Here is an 18301-nt window from a genome sequence, read left to right on the forward strand (position 1 = left end):
CGTGTGGATTTTGTCACAGCTCTGAGGCGAGAGAGAGCGCACAGGTTGAATAGAGACCTTCGGCGCTTCACAGGCAAGTGAGACGGTTGGGCGCTTGTTGGGAAGTTGTTCGCTTGTGCAGCACGGCTCCGACCAGATTTTCGGCAGATGGCGGTCGCTGCGAACGTGACCACCACGGGATTCGCCGAGTTGGGAACGGGAGACGCGGTGTTATGAAGTTTGGCTCGTCGTTGGTCGGACTTCTGACCAGTTCTATGCTTGGGCTTGGTCTGCTGGCCGGCGGTGCTCATGCCCAGGCGGCCGGTCTTACGCTGAACATCAACGATGCCGGCTTTGACCCGACCCCTGCCGGTGGCAGTATCGAATATTCCGTGCGGGTGGATAATGGTGGCAACACCCGCTCGGCTGCGGAAACGCTGAGCTTCGCCATCCCGGCAGGCGCGACATATGCCGGCACCTCGGGGGGGCTGTCGGATTGCTCGCCCGCCCCGGATCTGCCCGGGCCGGGCACGGTCACCTGCCAGATTCCCGAACTTGCGCCGCGCCAGTCGCTTCAGGGAACCGTCCTGCTGGTTCCGTCCACCGCTGGCATCACCACCCTGTCCGGTGAACTGGGCGCGGCCGGCCCTGTAGCGACGGAAGACACGACCGTGACCATGGGCGCGGATCTGGATCTGAGCTTCGTTGCCCCAGCCGAGATCCGGGCCGGCGAATTCATGGAGTTTCAGGCCGTCATCACCAATAACGGCCCCTATGCCAGCACGGGAACCGCCTTCAGCATGCCGCTGCCGGCCAGCCTGTCCACGGATATCACCATGCCGGCGGGCTGCGAAATTGTCGGCAATACGGTCAGTTGCCTGATCACTCAGGAAATTGTTGCCGGGGACAGCATTACGCTGGATTTCCGCACGCAGGTGTTGACCGACAACGCCTCGGATATCACGGTGGCGGGTTCGGTTGACTCCGATGTCACGATGCCGCCCGACCCGGACCTGAGCAATGACACCGGCTCGTTCAGCGTGAACGTCAATCCCGGCACCGATGTGCGACTGGGCAAGAGCCGCAGCCCCTCGGGGCTGGTGTTCGTCGGGCAAGAGGTCGAGTTCACCTTGACCCCGCAGTTCAGCGGCTTTGCCCCGCTGGCGGCCGAGATCACCGACAACCTTCCGGCGAATTACGAACTTGTCGACGTTACGGCGACGGGTGCGGGCTGGACGTGTAATGCCGTCAATCCGGTGTCGTGCCACTATGAAAGCGCTGCCGGCGACGCTGCCGAGTTCGTCAAGCCGATCATCATCACGGCCATGCCGGTGGCCGACACCGCGACCGGCGTGCCGGTGGCGAATATCGCCGAGATTTCGGCCCCGGGCGATGTCGTGCCCGACAACAACCAGGCCTCGGATGGTGGCGCCGATATCGTGCAGCCGGCCACCGATCTGGTCGCCCGCAAAAGCGGCCCGCAGCATGGGCTGGTGACGGTCGGCAACGCCTATGACTGGCGCATCTGGACCCATAACGCCGGTAATGTCGGCTTTGCCGGCACCCTGGTGCTGACCGATTCCCTGCCTGCGGGGTTGGAGCTGACCGCGATCAGCGCGCCTGCCGGCTGGGCCTGTTCGCCCACAACTGGGACAGGTCCGCTTACCGTGACCTGCACCAGCGACAACTACACCACGGCGGCGCCTTTGGGCGTTGGTGCAGCCACCCCGGCGATTACCCTGACGACCACGGTGCTGACGACAGGGGCGCTGGAAAACAGCCTGAACGTCGCCGACGAAAACGCCAACTATGACGATCGCGACCTGTCCAACAACGACATCCGCGTGGGCGTGACCTCGGGCGACGATGCCGATCCCGACTATCAATATGCCGATCTGCGGCTGGAAAAAGCCGTGGCCGATCCCGGCCCGCATCTTGCGGGCGATCCGGTCGAATTTACCATCACGCTTCATAACGACGGCCCGGGCACCGCAAGGGATGTGCGGGTGCTGGACCGGTTGGAGGATCTGTATTTCGCGGATTCGACCACCACCGGCGTCACGCTGGGCACTCAGCCCGAGGGGGGCGTTTGTGCGGTCACCCGCGGTTCCGGCTTTTACAGCGACCTGAGCTGCACCATCGACGAGCTTGCGGCCGGCGAATCGCGGGTGATCAGCTTCACGGCGCTGGCTGGCGGCAATGCGGGCCCCAAGACCAACAGTGCCGACACCTATTCTACCCAGACGCCTGATCCCAACTTTGCCAACAATGCGGCCAGCGCCGCATACAGCGTGTCGGCCCGCACCGATGTCACCGTGCAAAAGACCGCATCACATCCCGATGACAGCAATGTTCAGGCCGGTCAGCGGCTGATCTATGTCCTGACCGCCAGCGTCCCGGATACCGGGCTTTCGGATGCCGAGAATGTGACCGTCACCGACGCCTTGCCCCCCGGGCTTCGGATCGTCGGCGTCACCCCCTCGGCCGGAAGCTGCGGGCCGGTCAGCGGGATGGTGGACGGGATCACGACCGCCGGGTCGCAGCTGGTCTGCAACCTGGGCACCGTCACCAACGGCAACGCCCGCACGGTCAGCATCGAAACCGTGCCGTCCACGGGGATCGCAAATACCACGATTATCAACCCGGTGACCGTCAGCACCAGCACTGTCGAAATGGATCCGGCTAACAACGCCCACCAGATCCGCCACCACATCACCCAGCCGTCGCTGGACCTGATCACCAACAAGACCGACAGCGCCGATCCGCTGGAGGTGGGCAATCCCACCGTCTATACCGTCACCGTCCATAATGCCGGCCCCTCTGAAGCCTTTGATCTGGTCATTACGGATACGCTTCCCGCTGAGGGGATGCGGTATGATGAGATCGTCAGCACCTCGGCCGGGCTGGTCTGTGCTCCTGTCGGCGCCGCCCCCGGCAGCATCGGCGGCCAGATCAGCTGTGAGCTGCCCAACCTGCCGGTAGGCGAGACCGCCGAATTCCAGGTCCAGATGACGGCAACCGAACGCGGCCGCTGGACCAACCACGTCCAGGCGCGGTCGGCCGAATATGACCACGAGCCGCTGAAGACCAACAATGACGTGGACGAGACCACCGCGGTTTTTGAGCGCGCCAACCTGAAGGTAACCAAGGTCGCCGATCCCGCCTCGGTGGATCTGAACGAGCCGTTTGATTGGACCATCACGGTCGAGAATGACACCGCCGTTGGAATCGGGCTGGCCGAAAACGTCGTGCTGGCTGACACCCTGCCGGCCAATATGGAAATCACTGGCGCCGTCGGCACCAGCGGGGTCGGTGCCAGTTGCGACGCGCCCATAGGTGGCCGCGATCTGATCTGCATCATCGACGACATGCAGGCGGGCGATCTGCTGACGATCACCCTGCCGGTGCGGGTGACCGCGATCACCGCCTCGCCGCAGGGGTTCGACAACACCGCCGCCGTCACCACGGATTCCTTCGAGCAGGACGTCAGCGACAACAGCGCGACCGGCGCGGTCGAGGTCAGCGGGGCCTCGGTCTCGGGCGCCATCTGGCGCGACTTCAACGAGGATTTGGCGCGGGCCGCCCATGACAGCGGTATCGCGGGTCTTGAGCTGGCGCTGACCGGCACCGATGAATGGGGCAACCCGGTCTCGCGCAGCATCAGCACCGATGCGGATGGCAATTACGCCTTTGACCTGCTGCCGCCGGGCACCTATCAGGTCAGCTATACGCCGCCGACCGGCGATGCCTATGAACTCGGCAGCGCGCTGCCGGGGGCGGTGGGTGGTGGCACGGCCAACGACCAGACCACGATCGGCGCGATCACGGTGACCACCGCTGCCGGGGCGACCGGCAACGACTTCACCCTTGTTCCGCAGGCGCAGATCGCGCTGTCCAAGCAGCTTGCCGCACCCGCCTTGCAGGCCGACGGCTCATATGCCCTGACCTATACGTTCCGCATCCGGAACGACAGCCAGGAGCCGGTCAGCGACCTGACCCTGACTGACACGCTGGACAGCGACTTCGGCAGCCTGGTGACCGGCACGCCGGATCATGGCCAGTTCAGCATCGGCACCCCCGGCGGCGCGACGGTCCTGGCATCGTCGGATACCGGGATCACGCTTGAGATCGCGGGGCCGGTCGCTGCCGGTGCCACTCATACGGTAGCGATGGAACTGCTGGTCAACCCGCCGCTGCCCCGCGTGGCACCCAGCCAGACATTTACCAACAACGCCGAGATCGAGGGCAACGGTGACTGGTCCACGCAGACCCCGGGCGATCAGTCGAATGACGGCGCAAACCCGGTGCATGGCAGCCAGTCGCCGACCTCCGACACGGTGGATTTCACCCCCGCCATCAGCGTCGAAAAGACCGCGGTTCTGGACGGGGACGACGCGGCGGCAGCCCCGGGCGATGTGGTCAGCTATAGCTTCACCATCACCAATACCGGCAACACGCCGCTGGTGGATGTGACGCTGGCTGACCCGCTGCCCGGGCTGGTCTGGGATACGACCGGCACCATTGCGCGGCTGAACCCCGGCGAACAGGATACCTCCACTTTCACCGCCCATTACGTCCTGACCCAGGACGATATCGAGGCCGGCGGCGTCGATAACACCGCCACCGCCCTGGGCCGCTGGGCCGTCGATGGTGTCGATGATCCGACCGTCAGCGCCGCGGACAGCGCCAACATCACGGCGCTGAACGAGCCGGGGCTGACCGTCGTCAAGGCCGAAGTGTCGCACACGGTCCAGGAACCGACCGTGATCGGCGACACGATCCGCTATAGCTTTACGATCACCAACACCGGCAACGTCGAATTGCGCGACCTGGTGCTGACCGACGCCATCGCGGTCGCGCCGGACCCGGCTGGCAGCTTTTCCATCGGCACGCTGGCGCGCGCCGGTCAGCCGGGGGACACCGTCACCCTTTACGCCGATTATCTGGTGACCCAGGATGATATCGACGCGGGCACGGTGCTCAACACCGCATTCGTCACCGGGGCGCATGGCCCGGATGACACCCCGATCACGGCGGGCTCGAACGAGGTCGAGACGCCGCTTCATCCCGATCCGAAAATGCGGGTGACCAAGCTGCCGGTTGAGCCGCTGCCCGATACCCCGCGGGCCGGCGATACGATCAGCTGGACCATCTCTATCGAGAATACCGGCAACACCCGCCTGCAAATCGGCACCATCACCGAGCCGCTCGCCAATACCACCGTCGGCGCCCCGGCGCTGACGGTGCTGCAACCGGGAGACAGCACCACCGCCACCGCCACCCATACGCTTTCGCAGGCCGAGATCGACGCGGGCGAGGTGCGCAACCAGGTCACGGTCGCGGGTGAGGTGCCCGGATCGGGGATTCCCTTTAAGCCCACCCCCTCGGGCAACGATCCCGACGACCCCAACGAGGATGAGACCGTCACGCCGTTGCCGGCCGTGCCCTCCATTGCCTTGCAGAAGGTGCTGACCAGCGATGTCTCGGAGCCGCTGATGCCGGGCGCGGTGATCGAATTCGATTTCACCATCCGCAATACCGGCAACGTGACGCTGGATAATCTGGTGCTGACCGATGATCTGGCGGATGTGGAGCTGGACGATGCGGCGCTTGCGGGGCTGAGCCTTGCCCCCGCCGGCGAGGTCACGGTGACCGGCAGCTATGTGCTGACCGCCGCCGATATCGAGGCCGGCGGGCTGGACAACACCGCCACCGTGACCGGCGACGCCCCGGATGGCACCGGGGTCGAGGACGATTCCGGCACCGGGTTCGACAATGACGATCCGACCCCGGTTACCTTGCTGCGAAACCCGCAGATCGCGCTGATCAAGACCATATCGGTCGCGCCTACGGCCCCGGTCGGGGCGGGCGATCAGATCGAATACGCATTCGAGATCCGCAATACCGGCAACGTCGCGTTGCAGAATATCGACCTGACCGAACTGGTCGGCGGCATCACCCTGACCGGCAGCCGCTCCGCGCCGCTGGCGGTGGGCGAGGTGGATACGGACAGTTTCACCGGTCTTTATACCCTGACCCAGACCGATATCGACGCCGGCAGTTTTGCCAACAGCGCCGAGGTCAGCGGCACCGGCACCGGCCCGGACGGCGACCCGCAGCAGGTCACGGATATTTCCGGCACGGGCGTGGACAATGACACGCCGACCGAGTTGCTGATTACCCCTGAACCGGCGCTGGAAATCGTCAAGGAAGCCGATGACAGCCAGGTCACCAGCCCTGCCGCGGTGAATGATCTGATCACCTACAGCTTCACGGTGACCAATACCGGCAGTGTGACGCTGACCGATGTGACCGTGACCGACCCGCTGCTGGGCGGCATGTTCGCGGACAATGTGATCGCCAGCCTTGCGCCGGGTGCGCATGAGGTGCTGAGCGCCGAATATCGGGTTACCGCGGATGATATCGAGAACGGGCTGGTCGCCAATACCGCCTCGGTTACGGGGGAATATTTCGACCGCGAGACCGGCGGCCCGCTGACCACGCCTCCGGTCAATTCCGAGGAAATCATCGTGCCGCTGGACCAGCTGCCGCATCTTGCGGTGGTCAAGACGGCAGATGCCTCGGCCGTGACCGAGCCGGCGCAGGTCGGGCAGGTGATCACCTACAGTTTCACCGTGACCAATATCGGCAACGTGACCATCGAGGATGTCGACCTGACCGACCCGCTGCCGGGGCTGTCACAGGGCAGCTTCACCATCGGCACGCTTGCGCCGGAAGCCTCGCAGACCGTCACCGCGACCTATGCGCTGACCCAGGCCGATATCGACGCGGCCGAGGTGGTCAACCAGGCGCAGGCCACCGGCAGCCATGAGGACGAGCCGGTAACGGATCTGTCCGGTCCCGACCTGACCACGGACGAGGAAACCGTGGTGCCGCTGGTTCAGGCCCCCGGGCTTGATCTGGTCAAGCACGCGGACGGCTCGGCGTTGGGCGATCCGGCGGTTGCGGGGCAGGAGATTTCCTACAGCTTCACCGTGACCAACACCGGCAACGTGACCCTGACCGAGGTGGTGGTCGATGACCCGCTGCCGGGACTGTCGCCGGGCAGCTTTACGATCGGCGAACTGGCGCCGGGCGCGGAAGTGACGGTGGGGCCCGCGGTTTATGCGATCACCGAGGCCGATATCATCGCCGGCAACGTGTCGAACCGGGCCTTGGCAAGCGGCGTCTACGGCCCGCCCGACGATCCGCAGCCGTTCGAGACACCCTCGCGCAATGACGAGGGCGAGGAGGGGCCGAACGTGGTCCCGGTGATCAGCCAGCCCGGCATCGCGCTGGTCAAGCAGCTGGCGGCTGATATCGACCCCGACAGCCTGACGCTTGGCAGTGAGGTCCGCTGGACCTTCACGGTGACCAACATCGGCAACGTGCCGCTGGACGAGGTGACGGTCACCGAAGAGATGATCGGCGCCACGGTCAGCGGCGGCCCGATCAGCCTTGCGGTCGGGGCCAGCGACAGCAGCAGCTTCACCGCCAGCTACATGGTGGCGCAGGCTGACCTTGATGCCGGCCAGATCATCAACCAGGCGCGTGCGGACGGGGTGTTCGAGGACGGCGACGGCACCCGTCACCCGGTCACGGACACATCCGGCACCGATCTGGACAATGACGATCCGACGCAGACGCCGCTGATGCAGAACCCCGGGATTGATCTGGTCAAGCTGGCGGATGTGTCCGGTCTGGGCGATCCGGCGGTTGCGGGGCAGGAAGTCGTCTACAGCTTCACGGTAACCAATACCGGCAACGTGACCTTGACCGATGTGGTCGTCGATGACCCGCTGCCCGGACTGGTGCTGAGCGGCGGCCCGATTGCGTCGCTGGCGCCGGACGCCGTCGATACCCTGACCTTCAGCGGCCGTTATGCCCTGACCCAGGGGGATATCGACAGCGGCCGGACGCTGGAAAACCAGGCGACCGTTACCGGGAACTATACCGATCCCGATGGCGACCCGGGCCAGGTCACCGACCTTTCCGGCACCGAGACTGGCACCGACCAGCCAACCACGGTCGAGTTCGCCCGCCTGCCGGGGCTCGAACTGGTCAAGAGCGCCGACGATTCGGGCATTTCCGAAGTGGCGCAGGCCGGCGAGGAAATCATCTACAGCTTCACGGTGACCAATACCGGCAACGTGACCCTGACCGATGTGGTCGTCGAAGACCCGCTGCCGGGGCTGGTGCTGTCCGGCGCCCCGATTGCAAGCCTTGCGCCGGGCGAGACTTCGGAGGCGATTACCGGCGTCTATGCCATCACCGCCGAGGACATCATCGCGGCCGAGCGTCCCAATACCGCCACGGCCAGCGCTGTCTGGACCCCCGAAGACGGGGAGCCTGTCGAGGTCGAGAGCGAGGAATCCACGGCCGTGGTCGAACTGGGTTATCCCGAGATCGCCTTTGAGATCACCATAGGGGAACTGCGCGACCTGAACGGCGACGGCCTGATGGGCGAGGGTGACGAGGTTGTGTTCCGCTTCCGCGTCACCAACACCGGAACGGTTCCCCTGAACGATGTCGATGTCGATCGGTCCAGCCTGTCCCTGCCGCTGCCGGGGCTGGTCTGCACCCCGGTCACGCTGGCGCCGGGCGAAAGCGCGTTCCTCGAATGCAGCGGGGCAGGGCATATCATCACCGCAGGCGATGCTGCGCGCGGCGAAATCACCTTGACGGGTGATGCGACCGGCGCATCGGATGCCGGGGTCGTGGTGCGGGCCAGTTCCGCGGCGGCGACGGTTCCGAACATCGCTGCCGGTGGTCTGGCACTGGAAAAAGTCGCCGGGGTTGAGACTGCGATGATCGGGGATGTGGTGCCTTATACCATCCACGTCTCAAATGCCGCCGAGGGGGTTGCGGTCAGCGCGCGGCTGATCGACCGCCTGCCCGAAGGCTTTACCTATGTCGCGGGGACGGCGCGGCTGGATGGTGTGCCGGTCGAGGTCGAGGATAGCGGTCGGCGCATCATCCTTGATCCGGTCGACATCCTACCCGGCCAGACGCGCGCGCTGACCCTGGATGCCCGCGTGGGCGGCTCGGCCAAGCCGGGGTTGCATGTCAACCGTGCCCAACTGGTCAGTCGGATCACCGGCGCCCAGATCGCGCCCGAAGCCTCTGCCCCGGTCCGGATTCTGGCGGATGCGGTGCTGCAATGTTCGACGGTGCTGGGCCGGGTCTTTGATGATCGCGACCAGAACGGCCACATGAGCCGCGCTGATGAGGAGCGGGGGCTGCCCAACGTGCGCCTTGTCGCGCCGAACGGGTTGGCCATCGTGACGGATGCACATGGCCGTTTCAGCGTGCCTTGTGCCGCCATGCCGCGCGCCATCGGCTCCAACTTCATGCTGAAGCTGGATGAGCGCACGCTGCCGGCCGGCTACCGCCTGACCACGGAAAACCCGCGTATCGTGCGGGTGACGCCGGGGATGATCACGCGGCTGGATTTCGGGGCCACGCTGGCCCGGCTGGTGCGTATCGACCTGGCGGCCAATGCCTTCGATCAGGGAGAGATGCGCCCGGCGCTGCGCGATGGCCTGCGCAAGATGGTCGGCGAGATCCGCGATCAGGCCGTGATGCTGCGGGTGACCTATCTGCTGGCGCCGCAGGAAAGCGAACAGGCCGCCCGCCGTCATCTGCGGCTGGTCGAACAGCAGGTGCGCAAGCTGTGGTCGGGTGAGGGGCGCTACAAACTGAATGTCGAAACCCTGATTCAGAGGGCAGGAGCCGCACGATGAACAGCACCAAGCCTTATTCCCTGCCCATCCGGGTTATGCTGGCTGGGGGTGCTGCGGTTGCCGCGTTGATGATGGCCGGCAGCCTTCAGGCGGGTGAATGCCGCGTTGGAGAGCCCGATCACCCGGGGGATTGCACCCATTACAACGCGGGAACCGTGGTGGCGCGTCCGGTCCAGCCCAATGTCGCCGACGAGATCGTGGCCCCGCTGGGGGATATCGGGTTCTCGATCTCGATCGACGGGGCGGAAGCGGGGCCGGACGCCCCGCGGCACACCATTGCGGGCGCGCCGGCCCGGCCCGATGTGCTGCGCGGCATCGACCGGATGTTGCAGGCCGTGGATGTGGACCTGACCTATGATGGGCTTGGCGCCCGCCCGCGCCTGGCCGTCGCCACCAGCGATCTGCGCCGCGGTTTCGTCGCAGGCGAGACGGTGCGCTTTCGCGCGTCGAGCAATTATCCCGACTGGATCGCCGGGGCCGAGGTCGTGATCACCGATATCCGTGGCCGCACGCTGGCACGGGTGCCGATCGCGGCCAATGGCGAGGCCGGCTGGGTGATGCCCGCCGACGGCCCCGAGGCGTTTCTTTTCCATTTGCGCGTCCGGGACGAGGCAGGCCGCCTTGACGAGACCCGCGCCCTTGCGCTGCAACGAGTCGCCCGGGTCGAGGCGCCCGACCTGACCGGGCCGGTCATTGCCGCCGCCGAAGGCGACGACATGACGGCGCGCCGGGGCATCCCGATACGCGGCGGTGCCATCACCGTTTCGGGGCAGGCGTCGGATCCGCAATCCGTGCGGGTGCTGGGACAGCAGGTGCCGGTCGATCCGGGCGGCCGCTTTGTCGTGCAGCGCATCCTGCCGCCGGGCACGCATTCGGTTGCGATCTCGGTCGATGGGCAGGGGGTGGACCGCCCGGTCACCATCGAGGAATCGGAATGGTTCGCGACCGGCATCGTCGATCTGACGGTCGGCCGCGGTGGCGGTGAAACCTGGCGGCATGGCCGGATCTCGGGCTTTGCGCAGGGGGTGCGCGCGGACGGCACCCGCATCACTGCCTCGGTCGATACCCGCGAACATGAACTGCGCGACCTGTTCCGCGACTTTGGCCGAAAGCACCCCGACAACACCCTGCGCGAGATGGAGGCGCGGGACGTCTTCAACACGCTGGGCGACGATTCCCAGATCAGCGAACTGGCGCCCAGCTCGGGCCGGGCGTTCCTGCGGGTCGAACGGGATGGCAGCCACCTGCAATGGGGCGATTTCAAGCCGCAGGAAAACACCGACCTGACCGTGCGCTCGGAACGGGCGCTTTACGGTGCATCGGGGCAATACCAGTCGTTGGACGTCACCGACCAGGGCGAGGCCCGCACCCGGGTCAGCGGCTTTGCGGCTCAGGCCGACAGCCTGATGGCCCGCGATGTGCTGCGCGCCACCGGCGGCAGCGCCTATTTCCTGTCGCGTCAGGATATTCTGGTGGACAGCGAGGTTCTGGTGGTCGAGGTGCGCTCGCGCGTTACGGGGCTGGTCGTCGAAAGCCGCCGCCTGCGCGAGGGTGCGGATTACCGCATCAACCCGGTGCAGGGGGTGGTGTTCCTGAATGCGCCCCTGTCGTCGTCGCTGACCGGCAACGGGCTGATTCAGGATAACCCGCTGGGCGATTATGACGTCAATCTGGTTGCGCAATATGAATATGTGCCGACGATCGGCGACGTGGATGGCCATACCGCCGGATTGCGGGCCGAGCACTGGGTGACTGATGGCGCCCGGATCGGTGCATCGGGGCTGCGCGAAACCTCGGGGATTGCCGACCAGACCTTGCTGGGGGCCGATATCCTGTTGCGCCATGGCGAGACGCGCGAATTCCTGCTGGATTATGCCACCAGCAAGGGGCCCGGCTTCGGCAGCAACTTCTCGCTCAATGGCGGGCTGGATCTGGAACCCTCCAATCCCAGCTATGGCCTGCCCGGGCAGAAGGCGGAATCCTGGCGGATGGCCGGGCGCAGCGATCTGGGCTTTATCGGCATCAACGGAGAGATCGCCGGCTTCTACGACCGCAAGGAGGCCGGATTTTCGTCCCCCGATGCGGATATCCGCGACGATCAGACCGCATGGGGGCTGTCGGGCTTTGCGGCGCTGTCGGCGCGCACCGACCTGACATTCGGCGGCGAATCGTTTCGCAGCGATGATGGCCGGCGCGAGGAAAAGGCCCGGATCGGTTTTGCGCATACCCTCAACTCCCGCTGGATGCTTGAGGGCGAACTGGCGCGGGACCGTCGCGCAGACAACGGATCGACGCTTGATTTCGGGACGCGGACCGATGCGGCCGCGCGGCTGACCTGGCAGCGCGACGAAGACCTGTCAGCCTGGGTGTTCGGGCAGGGCACGCTGGCGCGTGACGATACCCGCCGCAACAACGACCGGGTGGGTGTCGGTATCCAGACTCGTCTTGGCGAACGCACCGACATGATCGCCGAGGTGTCGGGCGGCAGCCTGGGCGCCGCGGGCCGGCTGGAACTGGGCCACGAACCCGATGCGGACAGCCGGGTGACCTTGGGCTATCAGCTTGATCCCATGCGCCGTTTCGATACCAGCAACTTCAGCGGGCGGGACCGCGGCAGCCTGGTGTTCGGCATGGATCGCCGGATCAACTCGCGCTGGAGCTATACCGGGGAAACCAGCTACAGCGCCTTTGGCACGCGGCCGGCGCTGACCTCGGGCTATGGGGTCAGCTATACGCCGGCCGACAGCTGGCGCTATGATGCAATGTTGCAATTCGGCGAAAGCCGCGAGGCTGACGGCAGCCGGCTGGAGCGTCGGGGCCTGTCGCTGGGCGTGCGCCACAATCAGGGCGAGGATGTCAGCGCCGGCCTGCGCGGCGAATGGTTGCGCGAGGACTCTGACCGGCCCGGCAATGCGCTGGATCGCGATACCTGGCAGCTTTCGGGTTTCTACGAGACGAAGGTCGATCCTGACTGGCGCTTCGTGTCTTCGCTGGACGCGGTGATTTCGGACAGCGACCAAAGCTCGTTCCGCAATGGTCGCTATATCGAGACACGGCTGGGCTATGCCTGGCGGCCGGAAAGCAACGATCACATCAATGCTCTGCTGAGCTATACCTATCTTCACGACCTTCCGGGCCCCGATCAGGTCAACTTCGACGGCGATGTGAACGGGCCCCGCCAGAAAAGCCATATCATCAACGCCGCCATCAACTGGCAGGCCAACCCTGTCTGGACGCTGGGCGCGAAATACGGGTATCGCCTGCGGGAATCCGCCCCACGCGGCACCGACAGCTTCACCCGCTCCGAGGCGCATCTGGGCGTTCTGCGTGCCGACTATCATATCGTGCACAACTGGGACGTGATGGGCGAAGTGCGGCTGCTGCGCACCCCGACGACCAGAACGACCGAAACCGCCGCCTTGCTGGGCATCTACCGCCTGTTCGGCGACAATCTGCGCGCCGGTGGTGGTTATCTGTGGGGTGAGGTTTCGGATGACCTGCGGACCATTGATGCCCTGGACAAGGGGCTGTTCCTGAATATCACGACGCAATTCTGAGGGGGGTGCTGCCAGTTAAAATCGAACTCGCCTCGGTTTTCCGCTACCGTGCCGATTTCAGGCAGCGGAGCCGCGAGGCGCGCTTGCGCCGAATCCCGGCGGCGAACATCTGGCCGAACCGAATTCACCGCTGACGCATCGTCTCATGGCAGAGGTTGATCCCGCGCTTGCGGAGCAGGTTTTCGACGTCAAGCAGGGTAAGCAGGAACCTGACGTAGAGTATGACCGTGAGGCGGATCACTTTGGATGAGGTCTTGAAATGGCCAATGGTGGGTCATTCCGGGCAGGGGAGGGCTGGCACCATCACCCGGCAAGCTAGCTCCCTTGACAGCGCCCCCCGCCTGCATCCGTGACCAGATCGCAAGACTTTGCATCTGGAGTGCCGGTCTCCACTGGCCTTTGGTTTGCCTTACCGCCGGGCCGGGCAGAGGATGATCGCCCGAACCTGGCGGGCAGAGCGACGCCACGCCCTGCAAAATCTGATAACGATTCCGGGCAGCGAATGAGGACAATCATGGAAATGAATGTTCTGATTGCCGGCGCCGGATCCGGCATGGGGCTGGCCACCGCACTGTTGCTGGCGGCGGACGGCTACTAGGTTTTCGCCGGGATTCGGGGCGAGGATAGCGACCTGCTGAAGGCCGCGCAGGCGCAGGGGGTGCCCGTGACGCCAGTTCGGCTCGACGTGCAGGATCCCGGCTCGGTGCGCGAGGCGGGGTGGCGCGGGTCGTCGCCGAGGCGGGCAGCATCTACGTTTTGGTGAACGATGCCGGCTTTGGTCTGCTTGCCACGGTCGAGGACGGCACCGACGAGGAAATGATCCGCCAGTTCGACGTCAACGTATTCGGCCTGCTGCGGATGACGCGCGAGGTTCTTCCTCGAACGCATGGGTCTGCCATTGCTGATCCATTACAACGCCAGCAAATACGCGGTCGAAGGCATCACCGATTCGCTTCGGCTAGAGGTCGGGCAGTTCGGCATCCGTGTCCACTCGATCCTCGCCGGTCTGTTCGGGACCAACTTTATCCGCAAAGGCCTGGTGGCGGACGCCGACACCATATCCGAGGCTTCCCCCTATCACCAGCCTGCCGGTCATTTCGCCCCGATCGTCGCCACCGCAATCAATGACGGCCCGTCGCCCGAACCCATCGCCGAAGCCGTCAAGGACATCATCGAGAACAAGGACAGTGATATTGACGTGCAGGTCGGAAAAGAGGCCGAGGGCTTTGTGCCGCTGGCTCGCACCCTGAGCGACCGCGCGTTCGAGGCGCAGGTTATCGAAACCTTCGGCTTGCCACCCATCAAGGGCTGAAGGCTGCGTCCCTGTGCTGCCAGTTCAATCCGAACTTGTCTCTGTTCTCCGGGAACGCGGCGACTGGCAAGCAGCGCCGAACTGCCGCCATTTGGTGAGGGCGAGGGCGCGATGTTCCTCGAAGTGGTGAAGGGCTGCGCCGTCTGGCACCGGACAACCAGCCACATCCCCCAGATGGGGCATATGCCGGGGCATTCCCGCGCAAATGCCAGCCCGGGTGTCCGGGTAAGCGGTCGAAATCCGAAAACTGGCTGGGGCGGTAGGATCCCCAGCTAAATCCTCGGAAACTCAACTAACATCAGGCGCTTCCGCGTCCCGCTCCGGCCTGCCAACCGGATACATGATGACACCGTGTAGCACTGCGGTGCGTCGATGTAAATTTCCGGCAGACTCACACATGACGCTTGACAGGTGGCGTGGGTAGCGCTACATAGCCCTTAGCCGAAGCGCGTATATGAGTGCGGAGGCGATACATAGAGGCGCCTGCGGGCGCCTCATTTACTTTGCGCATCGCCAAATGTATTGGTGCCCATCGGGGCCTTATATTATCTGGGGGATGCGAAGTGCTTTAAGTGGCTGTTTTTGTCGATGCGGGCTATTTGTTTGCCCAAGGGTCAGCACTTCTTGCCGGCCAGAAGCAGCCTCGCCAGAATATTCAACTTATTGCTGAGGAAGCGCTCTCCGCGCTCTGTCGGACTGCGGAGAGGGTTGCGCCAAACGCGCGCCTGCTGCGGATCTATTGGTATGATGGTCTGCTTCGCGGGAATCGCCCTACCGCGGAGCAGTCGACATTGGCGAATTCGCCAAGGACTAAACTTCGATTGGGCATGGTCAACAGTCAAGGACAACAAAAAGGAGTGGACTCACTCATCGTCACTGACTTGATCGACTTGGCTCGAAACAATGCCATATCGGATGCTCTTCTCTTGGCAGGTGATGAGGATCTGCGCATCGGCGTGCAAATTGCCCAAACCTTCGGGGTTCAAATTCATTTGCTTGGGATCAAACCCGCTCGCGGTTCTCAATCTCCCGATCTAATCCAAGAGTCGGACACGCATCAGGAATGGGATGAGGTGATTGTAACGCGCGTGATGAGCGTTACCCTTGGGGCGCCTACTGAGGTCGTGGCGCAGGCCGCTTCCGCTATGACAGAAGAAGGCGCCTCCGCCGAATTCTCGGACGACCTCATAAGGCAGGAAATCAATACAACGCTCGCGGCCGAATCGGAGGTTGTGCTGCATCAATATCTCACAGCCTATCGCGCCGCGCCGGGGACGGTGCCCGCAGAACTCGACCGGCCTACGCTGGGGCGCATTGGCGCCAAGGTGGGACGTAGGTTGGAGCGCGATGAGGTTCGCCATTTTCGAAAACTTTTCTGTGAGCGTCTCCAACAGGAGTGCGACAAGGTCGCCAAATAAGGTTCCCTGACGAGAGTAGCACAGAAAGCGCAGTCGCGTATTGGAGTTTGAGAGTGTGAAGTCTTTTGGTTGGGGTTTCCAAAGGGGCGGAAGGCCCCTTGGTCCCGCGGAAGGCCAGGGGGTTTCGAAAGGGGGAAAAAAGGCCGTTAGGCTTTTTCGCCCCTTCGCCGGATATCCATAACGATCCCCCTTGTGGGGTGAGTTATGGATAGTAGGTTATGCGATGGCGAAGCCACCACTTCCGGATGTTGCCAAAGGCAACCCCAAAGCAGCCTCTACGAGGCTCGAATTGCGAAGCGCCCACCGCCTTGGCGGTCAGCGCAAGCACGATCTGCGGATCGGTCGTCAGCCCGCCTATGTTGACCCTTTGCGCCGAGAGCACAACCGGGTTCTCGTGGCCCCAGCAACTCCAGCGTTGATGCGGCGCCTCTGCGCTGACCGCCGGGCCTTGCGGGACACGCAACGCGCGATGAAGCGGGATGCGGCCGTTGCGGCGTGCGGAGTCATCACCTTCGGGGCCGAGGCCGGCGGGTTGTTTGAGCGGCTCACGGCCGCGCAACAGGACGCGGCCTTCATGGACTTGTCGGAGGCGATAGCGGAGCGGCTGAACACAACCCTCCACGGCCTTGTCGTCCATCTGGATGAGACGACCATCCACGCGCATTATCAACTCGCGGCCTACAACCGGGAGGGCATTCCGCTGTCGAAGGCCACCAGACCCGCCGTAATGTCGGGGCTTCAAGACCTCACCTCCGAAATTATGGGCCGCCATTGCCCTGGGATCGAGAGGGGACACCGATACGGGGACCGGATCGCGGCGGGCGCGGCTTTCCGTGAAACGCTTCACCGCACGGTGCGGCAACTCCATCAGGATCTTCCCCGTGAGATGGACGAGAAGCGGGCGCAGGTGGCCGATGCTTCCGCGCGCGTTGACGAGATGCGGGCGAGAGTGGCCAAACTCCAAAACAAGGCGGACCTGACGGACAAAGAGACGAAGAGGCTCGCCACCTACCAGAAACGGTTGGAGGACCGGATAAAGGAGTTGGAAGACGCCAGGAGCGAAGAGATGCGGCTTGCCGGGATTGCGAGGGAGGAAGCGGAAGCGGCGGCCCGGCAGCGCGATGAGGCCCAGGGTCAGGAGACGGCCGCGCGAAACAAGGCCGCTCGGATAGAGGCGGCGATGAGGGTGTTGGCGGTAGAAATCCGCGACGAGACGATAATGCGCGACAATGCGGGCAAGGTGATTGCCGGAGACCCCTCAACTCTCAAAACCGGCTTCCCTGAATTGAAGCCCGCCGTCCAAGCAGCCGCAGATGCCATATCCGAAAAGAAGAGGATTGCCGCAAGAGCTGAACAGGACCGTCAAAAGGCGAAGAGGGCACTCGACGAAGCGAATGATGTCCTCCAGCAGGCATTGACCTTCCGGGAGGTGTTGCAGAAGACCATTGGCAGCCTGAAAACGCTTGCTTTCAGAGTCGGACTTACGGGCAAGCCTGGGGAGGCTGTTGAGAAAGCGATTGGAGAAGCTGAGGATCTAATCCGAATGACGAATCCAAAAAGCGAAAATCAGGAGCCGGAAGAGCCTGGGCTTTGATTACTCAGCAGCAATATTCTCCGCGAGATATTCCTCAAATGCGTCTACTGGCCCTTTGGCTGTTCTTGCGGCCTTGGCGCTCTTCGCGCGCCTCTTCGGAACGGGGCTCTTTTCTACGAGGACTGCGCCCAGATCTTGGACGGTCATCTCCGGCAATGCTTCCTGTCTTGGCTCTTTAAGCATTGTTCTTATCCGGCGATCAATCGTGCGGTTGAACTTGTCGGATGTGGATACGAGAGTGCGCGTTGTGAACACTGCATATTTCTTCGACTCGTGAAAGCTCTTCCAGACTTCATTGGGATTGAGCGCATAAGCGTATACGGACGTTCCCACCCGGACCCGGACCAGGTGCTTGCGATCTTCCAGCCACACGCTTGCGCGGCGGATGGTGATTTCTGCCACCTCCAGCGCCTCGGCCAGAACCTTCTGGGAGGCTACGAGGACACCGCCGTTCGGGTCCATATGGTTTGCGATAAAGGCAAAGAGACGGGCGGCATTGGCGTTCTTCGCCATCATCGTCATCATACCCTCCCATCCTTCTGGGTAGACTTGCGTGAAATGCGGATTCTTGGCTTTCTTCCGCTCGCTTTCTTGTTCTTCAAGGAAAATATCTTCTTCTGGCATATCCGCACCTCCCTGTGGGTGGGCGCACCTATGATCCGATCTGATTCGTGTCAAGAAAAAGACGAGGTAGATCA

6 protein-coding genes and 1 pseudogene are annotated in these 18301 nt (G+C 63.9%); 6 read left to right on the forward strand and 1 reads right to left on the reverse strand.

Annotation, left to right across the window (positions count from 1 at the left end; translation table 11 throughout):
- Positions 1 to 254: 254 nt before the first annotated feature.
- The 6 genes and pseudogenes from BLW83_RS04395 to BLW83_RS04415 all read left to right on the forward strand — a co-directional run bounded on the left by BLW83_RS04395 (position 255) and on the right by BLW83_RS04415 (position 17603).
- Positions 255 to 9722 carry a DUF7507 domain-containing protein gene (locus BLW83_RS04395; RefSeq protein WP_177172490.1) on the forward strand — a complete coding sequence of 3156 codons (9468 nt, stop codon included), beginning with the start codon at positions 255 to 257 and terminating at the stop codon, positions 9720 to 9722.
- Positions 9719 to 13279 (forward strand): hypothetical protein, encoded by a 3561-nt coding sequence (locus BLW83_RS04400; RefSeq protein WP_090846050.1) that lies wholly within the window; start codon positions 9719 to 9721, stop codon positions 13277 to 13279. The genes BLW83_RS04395 and BLW83_RS04400 overlap by 4 nt, the downstream gene beginning before the upstream one ends.
- Before the next feature lie 759 nt (positions 13280 to 14038).
- Positions 14039 to 14101, forward strand: a pseudogene (locus BLW83_RS16065) (hypothetical protein); the annotation flags it as partial.
- Positions 14102 to 14177: 76 nt separating this feature from the next.
- A complete protein-coding gene (locus BLW83_RS15810) occupies positions 14178 to 14591 on the forward strand; it encodes an SDR family NAD(P)-dependent oxidoreductase (RefSeq protein WP_218139081.1) in 414 nt (137 codons plus the stop codon).
- Positions 14592 to 15163: 572 nt separating this feature from the next.
- A complete protein-coding gene (locus BLW83_RS04410; protein ID WP_090846052.1) occupies positions 15164 to 16009 on the forward strand; it encodes an NYN domain-containing protein in 846 nt (281 codons plus the stop codon).
- 223 nt (positions 16010 to 16232) lie between these two features.
- Positions 16233 to 17603, forward strand: coding sequence for a plasmid recombination protein (locus BLW83_RS04415; RefSeq protein WP_090846054.1), 1371 nt, complete (start codon positions 16233 to 16235; stop codon positions 17601 to 17603).
- Here BLW83_RS04415 and BLW83_RS04420 read toward each other — a convergent pair whose 3' ends face one another.
- Positions 17604 to 18227: a helix-turn-helix domain-containing protein gene (locus BLW83_RS04420; RefSeq protein WP_143042744.1), complete on the reverse strand. Its 624-nt coding sequence runs from the start codon at positions 18225 to 18227 to the stop codon at positions 17604 to 17606. It abuts the gene before it with no gap.
- Between the last annotated feature and the right edge of the window lie 74 nt (positions 18228 to 18301).

Source organism: Paracoccus alkenifer (assembly GCF_900108405.1).
Taxonomy (GTDB): domain Bacteria; phylum Pseudomonadota; class Alphaproteobacteria; order Rhodobacterales; family Rhodobacteraceae; genus Paracoccus; species Paracoccus alkenifer.